Below are 12,047 nucleotides of genomic sequence, written 5' to 3'. Positions count from 1 at the left end.
GGACTGCTCGGTTTCCCTAGGAGGAGTTCATGACCGTCATCGATAACGACCTTTCGCAAATCGTCGACGACTACGGCCAGGCGTGGAATTCCCATGCCTTGGACGAAATCATGGCGATGCATACTCCGGATACCGTGTTCCGCCTGCATCTACTCGGCTCATCCGAGGTCGCCGGGCACACTGAAGTCCGTGAGGTCTTCGCGGGGCTGCTGGCATTCTGGCCGGACATTCATTTCGCCACGGACAGGCTCAGTGTCGGAGACGGCTTCTTCGTGCACCAGTGCTCGATCACCGCGACGCTGGCCGTACCGCTTCCGCTCGACGGGCTCGTCGTCCAGCCGACCGGGAAACCGATCCGGTTCAGCGGAGTCGACGTGATCAGCATGGCCGGAAGGCTGGTACACCGCAAGGAGACCTACCTCGACATCGCCGCCGCGATGCAACAACTCGGGGCGCTGTAATGGCCGACTGGCACAGCGTCCACGAGAAGGTCGTCGCGGGTTTCGCCGCAAGCTGGGACAGTCCCGAGCCCCATGCCTGGGATGACCTTCTCGCCGAGGACATCGAGCTCAACCAACCGCTGCTGCCACCCATCAAAGGACGACATCAATGGCAGGAGGAGGCCGGACGACTCCTCGCGCTCCTGCCCGATCTCCGCAGTGACGTGCTGAGCTGGACCGGCGACGCGGACATCCTGTTCATCGAGCACCGGCTGAGCGCCACCGTCGGACGCGTACCGGCGCAGGTCCCTGCCGTCGACAAGATATGGATCACGGATTCCGGAAAAGTTCGCCGGCGCGACGCTTTCTTCGACCCGCTTTCCTTCGCACAACTGGTACTGCGACAGCCGTCCATGTGGCTGCCCTGGTGGCGATCCGGCCTTGAGCCGCTGGCCGGTCGCCGTAGATTTGTCGGTCGGTCATGAGGTCTTCGAACTGCTCAGCCGCGCCAGAATGGCCAGTGCCGCGCTGACGATCACCAACGCGCCGGCCTCGAGCGGGCCGAGCACCGCCGGACGAGCCGCGCAGATGTCCACGACGTGCGACACGGTGTGGAACCCGTTCCACAACGCGGCGAGGGTGAGGGTCGGCGTACGCCAGCGCCGACGTTCGACGGCGACCAGCATCCCGGCCCCGAACGTCGCCGAGCATGCGGCGTAGTCGTGGACGAGATGGTCGTTGCGCGGCCCGAAGTCCGCGATCGTGCCCGCGAACGAGCTCGCGTCGATGGTGGCCCAGGCCGCCTGGGCGACGAAGGACACGCCGAAGACGAGCAGGGCCGTACGCCAACCGCGCTCCGTCATGTGGTCACCGCCGCACCCGCACGCGCCAGGACCTCCCGAGCGGCGCGTTCGCCGGCCGATACCGCGCCGTCCATCGATCCGTTCGCGATGATGGCCGTCTCGGCGCCGGCCCAGAACAGGCGGCCGACGGGGGCACGCAGCGCGTGCCCGACCGCGGTCCACCCACCGGGTCCGAAGTAGCCGGCGTAGCAGCCGCGTGTCCATTGCTCGCTCACCCACGTCATCTCGTGGAACTGCGTGGGCTCCGCGGCCTCCGGCCCGAACAGCGCGGCCAGCCGATCCAGGACGGCGCAGCGGCGCTGCTCGGGCGTAAGAGATGCGAGAACGCGTGCGTCCTCGGCGAGGGAGAAGGCGACGAGGGCGCCAGGACTGCCATCCGGCGGTGAGTTGTCGAAGGTCATGCTGATCGGCGCGTCGGTCGTCGTCGCGTGGCCGGACAGTCGGTGCTCCCGCCAGAACGGCGCGGGGTAGACGGCGGTGAACTTGATGACGGTGCCACCGGCCATGCGCTGGGCCAACTGGATGTGCGCCGCGGGCAGGGCCGGGCGGAACTCGATGGCCGTGGTCAAGGCCGGGGGCACCGCGACGACCACCGCCGCCGCATCGATCGAATCGGTGTCCGTCCGCACCCGCACGCCGCCTTCGTCCTGCGTGATCGCACGCACCGGCGTGCCGAGGCGGACGCGCTCGCCCAGCGAGGCGGCGACGCGTGCGGCTATCTCATGCGAGCCGCCGACGAAGCGGTCCTGCTGGTAGCCGCCGTCGGTGCGGATCAGTGAACTGAGCCCGCCGCCGGTCGCGATGTAGAACAGCCAGTGCAGCAACGAGAGCTCGGCGGGTTCGGCCGCCAGCACCGCCTTGATCGACAACCGCATCAAGTCGCGGCCCGGCCGGGTGTGCATGTGCCGGTCCATCCAGCTCTGCACCGTCATCGTGTCGGCCCGGCGCGCCCACGCGGCCGTGGCGGGGGCCTCGAGCTCGATACGTCGGGACAGCCGTTCGAGGCGGGCCTGCGCCACCCGGAAGTCGAGCAGGCCGAGCAGTACGCGGTGCGGGATCTCGCCGGAGTAGCGGGTGACCCGCCCGTGCCGAGCGAACAGATGACGCCCGTCGATGTGCGTGGGAAACGTATCGACGCCGAACTCGGCGGCGAGCCGGCGAATCTCGTGGTGCTCCGGTCCCGCCCACTGGCCGCCCATCTCCACGACCTTGCCGGGCACGATCTCCGCGTTCAGGATTCGGCCGCCCACCCGATCGCGCGCCTCCAGGACGACGACGTCCGTGCCGGCCTGCCGCAGACGCAACGCGCACGTCAGACCCGACAGCCCGGCCCCGACGACCACTACCTCGGTCCTCATCCTGCCCTCCGCCAAGTTCTTGCAATGATTACAACAACTCGCACGGTAGCCCTCACTACAGGATCTTGCAATAATTACAAAATGTCTTCCGACGACGTCGAGTATGAGCGCATGAACCGTGTGACGTGGCCGTACGGGCGGGGAGGGCGCTGAGGTGGATCTCGAGGAGTTCGTCACGCGCTTTCCCGTCGCGTATCACGTCACCGAGGCCGGCGCGTGGCCGTTCATCCAGCGGCACGGGCTGTTGAGCACGAGCGCGCTGCTCGACCTGTTCGAGATCGACGCCCGGACCCGAGAGCAGATCGAGACGCGCCCCCGACCGTCATCGGTGACGATCGACCACCCCGATCACGGGACGGCCGTCATCCGCGACAACAAGCCGCTGCGCCCGCACATCCTCGATCGCTGCCTGGACGGCTGTGGCGTCACCGACTGGTGCCGCATCCTGAACTCCCGCGTGTTCTTCTGGGCCACCGAGCAGCGACTCGAAAACCATCTCCGCGCACGCGGACACCGCGACCAGGCCCGCGAACTCGTCACGATCGACACCCGCTCGCTGATGGAGCGGTACAGCGCGTCGGTCACGCTGTGTGCGTTCAACTCCGGCAGTGCGCTCTACCCGAACGCTCCACGCCGCGGACCGGACACATTCATGACGGTCGAGCGCTACCCGTACGAGGAGATGCGACGACGCCACGGCGCACGCAACGCTCTCGCCGAGATCTGCGTCCAGTGGGAATTGCCCGACATCACCAACGTGGCGTCCTCGATCCACGCGATCGCCGAAGACGGGGTTCGCCACCTCATCGGTCCCTGAACCCACACTATGGCCGGGCCGCCGCGGCTTCGCCGACGGTCTCCAGCAATCGTTCGACGAGAGGGTCGCCGTCGTCCGCACGCCATGCGACGGCGACCCTCGTACGGGCCGTGGCCGGCTCGAGCCGGCGGTAGGCGACGCCGCCCAGGCGGATCCGGCGAATGCTCGCGGGGGCCACAGAGACGCCGAGGCCCGCGCCGGCCAGGGCGCAGACGGTCTGCCACTCCACCGCGCGCTGCACCACCCGGGGTGTGAAGCCCGCCGCCCGGCACAGGCCGATGATCTGGTCGTGCAGCCCGGGGCCGGTCGCACGCGGCAGCAGCACGAACGGCGATTCCACCAGGTCGGGGAGGCGAACGGAACGCCGGGCGGCCAGAGGATGCGCGGCCGGCAGGACCGCCACGAACCGCTCGGTCAGGACGGTCCGGAAGCGCAGTGCCGGTTCGTCGTCCGGCGGCTCCCGCAGGAGGCCGACGTCGATCGTGCCCTCTCGCAGAGCGTCGATCTGCGGTGCCGTGGTCATCTCACGGATGTCCATCCGGACGCCGGGGAAGCGCTCCCGATGGGTGCGCAGCAGCTGCGGTAGGACGGTCAACGCCAGCGAGGCGGCGAAGCCGAGCCGGATCCGCCCCACCTCGCCGCTGCCGGTGGCGCGGGCCGCCGCCAGGCCATCCGCCAGTTCCGCGATCGCCTGCCGGGCCGAGGGCAGGAGAGCCTGCCCCGCCGGAGTGAGCGTGACGCGGCCCGGCCCGCGATCGAACAGCGGATGGCCGATCTTGTCCTCCAGGCGGCGGATCTGCTGGCTGAGCGGGGGCTGCGCGATGCCCAGCCGTTCGGCCGCGTGCCCGAAATGGAGTTCTTCGGCGAGCACGGCGAACGCGTACAGCTGCTGGAGGGGAAGCTCGGGACGCTCCATACGTTAAGAGATATCACTTGATGAGATATTGCGTATTAGACATATCACTGCTGCTCAGCCTACGGTTCGGCGCATGACAGAGCGACGCGCGATCCTGAGCGGTTCCACCTTCGAGGAGCGGATCGGTTATGCCCGGGCCGTGGTCGACGGCGACTGGCTTCACGTGTCCGGTACGACGGGGTTCGACTACGCGACCATGACGATCTCCGACGACGTCGTCGAGCAGGCCGAGCAGTGCCTGCGCAACATCGAGGCCGCGCTGGCCGAGGCGAAGTGCGACTTCGGCGACGTGGTGCGCGTGCGGTACCTGCTGCCGGACCGCGCGGACTTCGAGCCCTGCTGGCCGGTGCTGCGCCGCTGCTTCGGCGAGGTCCGGCCGGCCGCCACGATGATGATGTGCGGCCTCGCCGACCCGCGCATGAAGATCGAAATCGAGGTCTACGCGCGGCGCCGCCGGTAGTAGTGCACGGTCAGCAGGCCGAGCAGGGGTCCCCAGGCGGCCAGTGGCGCGTACGTCACGGCGAAGACGACGGCCTGCCATCCGTGCACGACGAGGCCGGTGCGGTGAGTGCCGTCGATCATCCGGCCGAGACCCAGCATGACCAGCGCGTACGGAAAGATGAGCAGCGCGGCGGAGCCGAGGCCCGCCGGGATGACGGCGGCGAGGGTCGGCACCCGTCGGCCGCCGATGCCGGGAATCCAGCGTGGCACCACCTCACCCCACTCGCTGACCAACCCGAAGGCGAGGTAGGCCAGCGCTTCGCTGACGACGCTGAGCGCCACGACGTACCAGAGGCCGGTGAACACCACGGGGCCGTGGCCCGCGGCGGGTTCCGCGGCACGTTCCAGCAGCGGGACGTCGAAGTTGAGCGCCGCGATCCGCCAGACGCAGGAGGGGAGCACGGTCAGGGTCGTCGCGTACGCGGCCCACACCGCCCACCGGGGGACCCCGGGCACGGTCCGGCCGTGCAGCCGCGCCGTGATCCGGCGAACCGTCCCGAGCCCTCCGCTTCCCCGATCGCCGCGCCTGTCCATATCCGTCCTCCCGTGGGCCGTGCCTGCGTATCCACCCAAGATCACGAACAGGCACGTCCTCGCGCCTCCCCCACCGGAGGGAGCCGGATCGCCCACAGGAGGCACGTACGGGTCAGGGTTCGGGATGCAGCATTAGGAGGAGGGCACGGTTGCGGGGGCCGTGCCCCTCATAGACGTGGGGCCGCGCCGCGTCGAAGCGGATGGAGTCGCCCGCGTCCAGGTCCGTCGCGGCGTCCGCCGGTCCGGTGGTCACGCGCCCGTCGGTGACGACGACGCACTCCTCGACGCCGGACAGGTGGGCGTCCGAGTGCTGCGCCGTGGCCGCCACCTCGATGTCGTACACCTCGACGGTGCCGCGGATCCGGATGCGGTGGAGGAGGCGGGCGGCGACCGCGTCGCCTTCGACGCGGGGCCGGTCGTCCGTCGACCGTACGACCTCCACGGCCGAGGCGGGTGCCTCCAGCAGCTCGCCGAGCGGGACCTTCAGCGCCGTGGCGAGGGCCCACAGCGTGCTCAGGGTGGGGTTGGCCTGCCCCAGCTCGATGCCATGGAGGGTGGTCTTGCTGATCCCGCCCGCCGCCGCGAGGTCGGCCAGCGAGACGCCGGCCGCGGTGCGCAGCCTCCGAAGGTTGCCGCCGACGACTTGCCCAACATCCATGCGTATCAGCATAGTGGTACATCCATACCGGCATAGCGAATCGAGGGCACCATGACCGTGACCCGCCTGCGCGACATTCCCGGGATCGGAGTCGACGTGGTCGGCGACGCCGCCGACGCCGTCGGCGACCCCGGCTTCCTGCGGCTGGAGAACCTCGACACCGACCTCCGGCCGCCGGCCGTCGCGCTCGCCGCGACCCGGTCGGCCGTCGACGACGACGCGGCCAACAGCTACCTGCCGTTTCAGGGGCGCCGTTCGCTCCGGGAGGCGGCCGCGGCGCACGTCGGCCGGATCGCCGGGCGTTCGTACGACGCCGGCACCGAGTGCGTGAGCGTGGCCGGAGGTCTCAACGGCGTCCTCAACACGCTGCTCGCCACGGTGGAGCCGGGCCAGGAGGTCGTCCTGTGCGACCCGATCTACGCCGGCCTGGTGAACCGGGTCCGGCTCGCGGGCGGGGTGCCGCGCTTCGTGCCGACGGAGGCGACGGCGGAGGGCTGGACCGTGGACCCCGAGCGGCTCGCCGCCGCCGTCGGCCCCCGTACCGCGGCGGTCCTCATGATGGGCCCGGCCATGCCGACCGGCCTCGTGCTCGACGACCGGCACTGGGCGGCCCTCGCCGACGCGTGCGAGCGGCACGACGCATGGCTGATCTACGACGCGGCGATGGAACGCATCCGGTTCGACGGCCGGCGTCCGAGCCATCCGGCGTCCCACGACGGGCTGTCCGATCGGACGATCACCGTGGGTTCGGCCTCGAAGGAGCTGCGGATGATCGGCTGGCGCGTCGGCTGGGTCGTCGGCCCGGCCGACATCCTCGCCGACGTCCGGCTGGTCGGTCTGACCAACGTGGTGTGCCAGGTCGGCCTCGCGCAGGACGCCGTGGCCGCCGCGCTGGACGCGCCCGACGCGGACGCCGACGTGGCCGCCGCCACGGCCGAGTGGCGGCGGCGCTGCGACACGGTGCTGCGGGAGCTCGCCGCGTACCCGGTCGTCCCGCCGCACGGCGGCTGGTCACTGCTCATCGACACCGGCCCGCTCGGCCTGACCCCGGCGGAGCTGTCCAAGCGCCTGTTCGACCGCGCGAAGGTCGCTGCCACCCCGATGGACGGCTGGGGCCCGAGCGGAGGCCGCCACCTGCGCCTGGTGTTCGCCAACGAGCCGGTCGAGCGCCTCACCGGTCTCGGCGAGCGCTTCCGCCAGGCGATCGGGTGACCGCCACGCCGCCTGACCCGGCTCAGGCGGTGGGCCGGGACTCGGGCTGCGGGGTCTGCCGGGCCAGGATGGCGGTCGCGCGGTCCAGGAGCTCACAGAAGGACGCGTGCTCGGCAGGGGTGAACGCGTCGGTGAGCGCACGCTCCAGCACGATCACCTCCTGGTAGGCCCGGTCCAGCAACCGCTGCCCTTGCTCGGTCGGTGCGGCGATCATGACCTTGGCGTGCACCGGGGACGGCTCGCGGACGACGAGGCCCTTGTTCTGCAGACCGGTGAGCACGGTGGCCATGGTCTGCTGGGTGACGCCGCAGGCACGGGCCAGTTGGGCACCGGACATGCCGCCCTCACGCGAGAGCGTCAGCAGCACCGTGTACTGCGTCATGGTGAGCCCATAGCCGCGCAGCACCGCCTCGTGGTGCCCCATCAGCGTCTGCTCGGCACGCCGGATCCGGGTGCACAGATACTCCTCGACCGGGACCTCGGTCATCACATCACCCAAACTTTCACAGCTGGCTGAGTTGACTCAGCATGCTGATACTCACTACTTTCAGCGGCATCGGTATCAGCATACTGAGTCAACTCAGGAGGTTGTCATCATGAAGGGCGTCATTCTCGACACCGACGACCAGTTCCGCCTCACCGACCTCGAGGAGCCGGTCCCCGGCCCCGGGGAGGTCGCCATCGCGGTCGCCTACGCCGGAATCCAGTACGGCGACGTGCTGGTCCGAAGCGGCCACTTCCCCGTGCCACGCCCGTTCGTCCCCGGTTTCGAGGCCGCTGGGCACATCATCGCGGTAGGCGACGGCGTCGACCCGGCCCGCGTCGGCCGGCAGGTCACCGCGCTGACCAGCGCCGGTGCCTACGCCGGCGTGGTCATCGCCTCCGCCGCCCTCACCTTGGACGCGACCGGCGTGGATCCGCGCGTCGCCGCGGGCTTCGGGTGGATCACCCCCACCGCGTACGACCTCATCAACACCGTCACCCGGGTACGGCCCGGCGAGAGCGTGCTGATCCACGCTGCCGCGGGCGGCGTGGGCACCCTGGCCGTGCAGTTCGCCAAGAACGCCGGAGCAGCCACGATCACCGGTGTGGTCGGCAACGGTGACCAAGCCGACTACGCCGCCGGATTCGGCTACGACCAGGTCCTGACGCGCGATCGGTTCCCCGACGCCCTGGGCGACGAGCAGTTCGACGTGATCCTCGACCCCATCGGCGGCTCCACCCGCCACGCCAACCTGGAACGGCTCGCCCCCCACGGCCGGCTGGTCGCCTACGGGAACATCGCCACCTTCGAACCCGTCCAGGTCTCCGTCAACGACCTGCTCATGCAGGGCAAGTCCCTGCTGACCTACAACAGCAACCTGCTCAGCCAGACCAACCCCGACCGCCTCGCCGACAGCGCCCGCCAGGCACTCCGGCTCGTCGCCGACGGCCAGGTCCACATCGACATCACCGCCGAATACGAACCGGCCGACCTCGAAACCGCCATCCAGCGGCTCGCCGACGGCGAGACCCGTGGGAAGAGCATCCTCCGCATCGGTTGATCACAACCGGCCGCGGCGAACGGCCAGGGGCTTCTCACGTGCGGTCGTGCCGCGCGTGGCCGCTCGAGGCCGTTCGTCCGTCGGCGTCGGCGACGCCGGGCCGGGTGAGCTTCTCGCGGACGACGACGCGTTCGTACAGCTCGCGGCCGACCCCGGATCTCAGTGCGGCGTCCCTGAGGCTCAGATCCTCGTCGAGGGCGCGGTGGGCGATTGCTCGGCGATCACCGCTCGATTCCACGACCACGCGACGCGGCCGGATCGTGGCCTGATTCTTGCGCATGATGGCCACCCGGCCCCTCGTGGCCGTCGACCACGAGATCGCAGGCTTACCGTCATGGCGTTGAACATCGAGGGATTCGTGGCGCCCGGCTTCGAGCGGGTGGCCGAGGAGTTCGAGCGCAATTTCGCCGACCGCGGAGAGGCGGGTGCGGCCTTCGCCGCCGTCCGTGACGGGCGGCCGGTCGTCGACCTGTGGGGCGGCCTCGCCGACCGTGCCGCCGGGCGGCCCTGGCGGCAGGACACACTGCAGCTGATCTTCTCCGGGACCAAGGGCCTGGTCGCCGTCTGCCTGCTGATGCTCATCGACCGGGGCCTTCTCGGACTCGATGACCTGGTCGCCGATCACTGGCCGGAGTTCGCCGCCGAGGGTAAGGACCACATACGCGTCCGTGACGTCGTCTCGCACCAGGCGCGGATGCCCGGGATCCGGTCGCCGCTGGCCGAAGCCGACCTCACCGACCCCCAAAAACTCGCCGGCCTGCTCGCCTCCCAGGCGCCCGATCCCGATCCTCGAGCCGGTCTCGTCTACCACGCCCTGACCTACGGCTGGCTCGCCGGCGAGCTGATCCGCCGGGTCGACGGCCGGACGGTGGGACGTTTCTTCGCCGAGGAGGTCGCCGCGCCGCTCGGGCTGGACATCTGGATCGGCCTGCCCGCCGCGTACGAACACCGCGTCAGCACCCTCGAGTACGCCCCCGACTGGGGCGCCGGCCCGGCCGCCGATCCTCGTCAGCTGGCCGATGACGAGCTGTTCCACCGGATCTGGCGCAATCCGCCGATCTTCCCCGCGGACCGCATTCCGTGGAACTCGCGGGCCTTCCACGAAGCCGAGATCCCGGGTGCGGGAGCCATCGGCACCGCTCGTTCCATGGCGCGGCTGTACGGCTGCCTGGCGGGCGGTGGCGTACTCGACGGGGTCACCCTCCTCGGTCCCGCCGCCGTGGAGCAGGGACGGTCGCCGCTCGCCGAAGGCACCGATCCGTTCAGCGGGGACCCGATGGCCTACGGGGTCGGCTTCCAGCTCCCGACTCCGTTGCGGGCCCTCGGCCCGGCACCCGACGCGTTCGGCCACGACGGCGCCGGCGGGTCCGTGCACGCCGCCTGGCCACGGAAGCGCATCGGCTTCTCGTACTGCATGAACCGACTCCGGGACGCCGAACCCGTCGACTCCCGCCGCCGGGCACTGCTCAGCGCCCTGTGGAGGTCGACCGAAGACCGTTGAGCCCGGCGGCCGCGTTCGGCTAGTCGGCGATGAGGTCGGCCATCGTGTCGAGGCGGCGGAGGGTCTCGTCAGCGGGCTTGGTCGGCAGGAACAGCAGGATCTCGTCCACTCCCGCGGCGATCAGCTTGTCGACGACCTCGCGCTTGGCGGGAGTGGCGTAGACGGTGACCGGGACGTGGCGGCCGGCACGCTCGCGCAGCTCCCTGACCCCCTCGGCGAGCCGGTCGACCTCCCCGGCGATCGGCAGCCAGCCGTCGCCGTACTCCAGGACGCGGTCGAACGTCTTCGGCCCCCAGCCGCCGACCAGGATCGGCGGGGTCCGTACCGGCTTCGGCCAGGAGAACATCGGGTCGAAGTCGACGTGCTCGCCGTGGAACTCCGCCTCGTCCTTCGTCCAGATCTCCCTCATGGCGAGGACGCGCTCACGCATGAGGTCCATCCGGGTCTTCGGGTCGGTGCCGTGGTCGAGCATCTCCTCGCGGTTCCAGCCGCCGCCGATGCCGACCGCCGCCCGCCCGCCGGAGATCAGGTCGAGCGAGGCGATCTCCTTGGCGAAGACGATGGGGTCGCGCTGCGGGATGAGCGCGATGCCGGTGCCCAGGGTGAGCCGCTCGGTCACGACGGCCGCCACCGTGAGCACGACGATCGGGTCGAGGGTCCGGTAGTAGACGCGCGGCAGGTCACCGCCGCCCGGGTACGGCGTCTCGCGGCTCACCGGGATGTGCGTGTGCTCGGCGACGTACAGCGACGCGAACCCGCGTTCTTCCAGCGCCCGCCCGAGTTCGGCCGGTCCGATGCCCTCATCGGTCACGAAGGTCGATACACCGAATCTCATTCTCCCGACCCTACGCGGGCGGTCGGTCCGGCCGCTCCCCCAGCACCTCTACTTTCCTCAAAGGAAAGTAGAGGGTACTTTCCTTTGAGGAAAGAACTAGCGGAGAGGGGCATCCATTGACTCCAGAAGAAGCGCTGCGCGAGATCCGGAAGCGCGACGAACAGACCGTCGACGCCGCCATCGGGAGGCTCCCCCGCTGGTACGCCATCACCGCGCCCATCGTGCTCTTCGGCATGTGCTCGGTCGCGGACTACACCGATGACCCGACCCCCTACATCGGAATGGGCGGCTGCCTGCTCGCCGTGATGAGCAGTATCTCGATCAAGCGTCGCAATGCCCGGCTCCAGCGCTCCCGGTACACCGGCCGCGCCGCCGTCTTGATGCCACTGGCCGCCGTGATCATGCTGGGGATCTACGTCGGCCTGCGCAGCCTGGCCGGCGCCGTCGACCTGCCGCTGCCGCACACGATCGGAGCCGCCGGCATGACGGTGACCTTCCTGCTGGTCAACCCGTGGCTGTACGGTCGGCTACGGTCGACGATGCGACGGGAGGGGTGATGGAACCGCGGTTCGACGAGTTCATCCACGTCCCGGCCCGACTGTCGATCGTCGCGCTCCTCGCGCCCGCCGACTGGGTGGAGTTCCGCTTCATCCGCGAAACGATCGGGACCAGCGACTCCGCCCTGTCCAAGCATGTCGCCGCGCTGGAGGCGGCCGGATACGTCACCGTCCGCAAGGAGCGGTCCGGCAAGGGGCGCCGCACCCTCGTTCGCCTCACCGACCAGGGACGGAGCGCGTTCGAAGGCCACGCGGCGGCGCTGGAACAGATCGTGGCGTCGGCTCGGCACCAGCAGAAGGCGTGACCCGCG

General features: G+C 70.1%; 17 protein-coding genes. 9 read left to right on the top strand and 8 right to left on the bottom strand.

What is annotated here, in order from left to right; genetic code table 11:
* Positions 1-29 precede the first annotated feature (29 nt).
* On the top strand, positions 30-461 hold the full coding sequence (locus AB0I04_RS22260; RefSeq protein ID WP_360887269.1) for a nuclear transport factor 2 family protein: 432 nt from the start codon (positions 30-32) through the stop codon (positions 459-461).
* A complete protein-coding gene (locus AB0I04_RS22255) occupies positions 461-925 on the top strand; it encodes a nuclear transport factor 2 family protein (protein WP_360887266.1) in 465 nt (154 codons plus the stop codon). The genes AB0I04_RS22260 and AB0I04_RS22255 overlap by 1 nt, the downstream gene beginning before the upstream one ends.
* Here the strand turns inward: AB0I04_RS22255 and AB0I04_RS22250 are convergent.
* Both AB0I04_RS22250 and AB0I04_RS22245 read right to left on the bottom strand, forming a co-directional pair.
* A complete protein-coding gene (locus AB0I04_RS22250; protein WP_360887263.1) occupies positions 920-1,303 on the bottom strand; it encodes a hypothetical protein in 384 nt (127 codons plus the stop codon). The genes AB0I04_RS22255 and AB0I04_RS22250 overlap by 6 nt on opposite strands.
* A complete protein-coding gene (locus AB0I04_RS22245) occupies positions 1,300-2,838 on the bottom strand; it encodes an FAD-dependent oxidoreductase (protein WP_360887260.1) in 1,539 nt (512 codons plus the stop codon). The genes AB0I04_RS22250 and AB0I04_RS22245 overlap by 4 nt, the downstream gene beginning before the upstream one ends.
* Here AB0I04_RS22245 and AB0I04_RS22240 point away from each other — a divergent pair.
* Positions 2,816-3,478 (top strand): hypothetical protein, encoded by a 663-nt coding sequence (locus AB0I04_RS22240; protein WP_360887256.1) that lies wholly within the window; start codon positions 2,816-2,818, stop codon positions 3,476-3,478. The genes AB0I04_RS22245 and AB0I04_RS22240 overlap by 23 nt on opposite strands.
* Before the next feature lie 7 nt (positions 3,479-3,485).
* Here the strand turns inward: AB0I04_RS22240 and AB0I04_RS22235 are convergent, their stop codons facing one another.
* Positions 3,486-4,394, bottom strand: a complete 909-nt coding sequence (locus tag AB0I04_RS22235) for a LysR family transcriptional regulator (protein WP_360887253.1) — start codon at positions 4,392-4,394, stop codon at positions 3,486-3,488.
* Positions 4,395-4,467: 73 nt separating this feature from the next.
* On the opposite strand from AB0I04_RS22235, the gene AB0I04_RS22230 reads away from it, so the two are divergent.
* Complete coding sequence (locus tag AB0I04_RS22230; protein WP_360887250.1) at positions 4,468-4,854, top strand: RidA family protein; 387 nt, start codon at positions 4,468-4,470, stop codon at positions 4,852-4,854.
* Here the strand turns inward: AB0I04_RS22230 and AB0I04_RS22225 are convergent.
* Together AB0I04_RS22225 and AB0I04_RS22220 are read right to left on the bottom strand one after the other, a co-directional pair.
* On the bottom strand, positions 4,833-5,429 hold the full coding sequence (locus AB0I04_RS22225; RefSeq protein WP_360887247.1) for a hypothetical protein: 597 nt from the start codon (positions 5,427-5,429) through the stop codon (positions 4,833-4,835). The genes AB0I04_RS22230 and AB0I04_RS22225 overlap by 22 nt on opposite strands.
* A gap of 112 nt (positions 5,430-5,541) precedes the next feature.
* Positions 5,542-6,087, bottom strand: a complete 546-nt coding sequence (locus tag AB0I04_RS22220; RefSeq protein WP_360887244.1) for a helix-turn-helix domain-containing protein — start codon at positions 6,085-6,087, stop codon at positions 5,542-5,544.
* 51 nt (positions 6,088-6,138) lie between these two features.
* On the opposite strand from AB0I04_RS22220, the gene AB0I04_RS22215 reads away from it, so the two are divergent.
* Complete coding sequence (locus AB0I04_RS22215) at positions 6,139-7,299, top strand: pyridoxal phosphate-dependent aminotransferase (RefSeq protein ID WP_360887241.1); 1,161 nt, start codon at positions 6,139-6,141, stop codon at positions 7,297-7,299.
* Positions 7,300-7,321: 22 nt separating this feature from the next.
* On the opposite strand, the gene AB0I04_RS22210 is transcribed toward AB0I04_RS22215, so the two are convergent.
* Complete coding sequence (locus AB0I04_RS22210; RefSeq protein WP_360887238.1) at positions 7,322-7,786, bottom strand: MarR family transcriptional regulator; 465 nt, start codon at positions 7,784-7,786, stop codon at positions 7,322-7,324.
* A 109-nt stretch (positions 7,787-7,895) separates the two neighbouring features.
* On the opposite strand from AB0I04_RS22210, the gene AB0I04_RS22205 reads away from it, so the two are divergent.
* Positions 7,896-8,843 (top strand): zinc-binding alcohol dehydrogenase family protein, encoded by a 948-nt coding sequence (locus AB0I04_RS22205; protein WP_360887235.1) that lies wholly within the window; start codon positions 7,896-7,898, stop codon positions 8,841-8,843.
* A gap of 34 nt (positions 8,844-8,877) precedes the next feature.
* Here AB0I04_RS22205 and AB0I04_RS22200 read toward each other — a convergent pair whose 3' ends face one another.
* On the bottom strand, positions 8,878-9,123 hold the full coding sequence (locus AB0I04_RS22200; protein WP_360887232.1) for a hypothetical protein: 246 nt from the start codon (positions 9,121-9,123) through the stop codon (positions 8,878-8,880).
* Positions 9,124-9,177: 54 nt separating this feature from the next.
* On the opposite strand from AB0I04_RS22200, the gene AB0I04_RS22195 reads away from it, so the two are divergent.
* Positions 9,178-10,344, top strand: a complete 1,167-nt coding sequence (locus AB0I04_RS22195) for a serine hydrolase domain-containing protein (RefSeq protein ID WP_360887228.1) — start codon at positions 9,178-9,180, stop codon at positions 10,342-10,344.
* Between the two features lie 19 nt (positions 10,345-10,363).
* Here AB0I04_RS22195 and AB0I04_RS22190 read toward each other — a convergent pair whose 3' ends face one another.
* The gene (locus AB0I04_RS22190) at positions 10,364-11,179 is read right to left on the bottom strand and encodes an LLM class F420-dependent oxidoreductase (protein WP_360887225.1); all 816 of its coding nucleotides are present in this window, start codon (positions 11,177-11,179) and stop codon (positions 10,364-10,366) included.
* 116 nt (positions 11,180-11,295) lie between these two features.
* Here AB0I04_RS22190 and AB0I04_RS22185 point away from each other — a divergent pair, with 116 nt between their 5' ends.
* On the top strand, positions 11,296-11,736 hold the full coding sequence (locus AB0I04_RS22185; RefSeq protein WP_360887222.1) for a hypothetical protein: 441 nt from the start codon (positions 11,296-11,298) through the stop codon (positions 11,734-11,736).
* Entirely contained in the window at positions 11,736-12,041 is a 306-nt protein-coding gene (locus AB0I04_RS22180) for a transcriptional regulator (protein ID WP_360887219.1), read from the top strand. The genes AB0I04_RS22185 and AB0I04_RS22180 overlap by 1 nt, the downstream gene beginning before the upstream one ends.
* The last annotated feature ends 6 nt before the right edge of the window (positions 12,042-12,047 follow it).

The organism is Actinoallomurus sp. NPDC050550 (assembly GCF_040655075.1).
Lineage (GTDB): Bacteria > Actinomycetota > Actinomycetes > Streptosporangiales > Streptosporangiaceae > Actinoallomurus.
The sequence above is the reverse complement of the archived record's forward strand: the minus strand, read 5'-3'. Positions and strand labels throughout refer to the sequence as shown.

Coding starts and splice junctions, on each gene's coding strand:
- AB0I04_RS22255 (WP_360887266.1), top strand. CDS start 461: ATGGCCGACTGGCACAGCGTCCACGAGAAGGTCGTCGCGGGTTTCGCC.
- AB0I04_RS22230 (WP_360887250.1), top strand. CDS start 4,468: ATGACAGAGCGACGCGCGATCCTGAGCGGTTCCACCTTCGAGGAGCGG.
- AB0I04_RS22225 (WP_360887247.1), bottom strand. CDS start 5,429: ATGGACAGGCGCGGCGATCGGGGAAGCGGAGGGCTCGGGACGGTTCGC.
- AB0I04_RS22210 (WP_360887238.1), bottom strand. CDS start 7,786: ATGACCGAGGTCCCGGTCGAGGAGTATCTGTGCACCCGGATCCGGCGT.
- AB0I04_RS22250 (WP_360887263.1), bottom strand. CDS start 1,303: ATGACGGAGCGCGGTTGGCGTACGGCCCTGCTCGTCTTCGGCGTGTCC.
- AB0I04_RS22200 (WP_360887232.1), bottom strand. CDS start 9,123: ATGCGCAAGAATCAGGCCACGATCCGGCCGCGTCGCGTGGTCGTGGAA.
- AB0I04_RS22260 (WP_360887269.1), top strand. CDS start 30: ATGACCGTCATCGATAACGACCTTTCGCAAATCGTCGACGACTACGGC.
- AB0I04_RS22220 (WP_360887244.1), bottom strand. CDS start 6,087: ATGGATGTTGGGCAAGTCGTCGGCGGCAACCTTCGGAGGCTGCGCACC.
- AB0I04_RS22215 (WP_360887241.1), top strand. CDS start 6,139: ATGACCGTGACCCGCCTGCGCGACATTCCCGGGATCGGAGTCGACGTG.
- AB0I04_RS22180 (WP_360887219.1), top strand. CDS start 11,736: ATGGAACCGCGGTTCGACGAGTTCATCCACGTCCCGGCCCGACTGTCG.
- AB0I04_RS22190 (WP_360887225.1), bottom strand. CDS start 11,179: ATGAGATTCGGTGTATCGACCTTCGTGACCGATGAGGGCATCGGACCG.
- AB0I04_RS22195 (WP_360887228.1), top strand. CDS start 9,178: ATGGCGTTGAACATCGAGGGATTCGTGGCGCCCGGCTTCGAGCGGGTG.
- AB0I04_RS22235 (WP_360887253.1), bottom strand. CDS start 4,394: ATGGAGCGTCCCGAGCTTCCCCTCCAGCAGCTGTACGCGTTCGCCGTG.
- AB0I04_RS22205 (WP_360887235.1), top strand. CDS start 7,896: ATGAAGGGCGTCATTCTCGACACCGACGACCAGTTCCGCCTCACCGAC.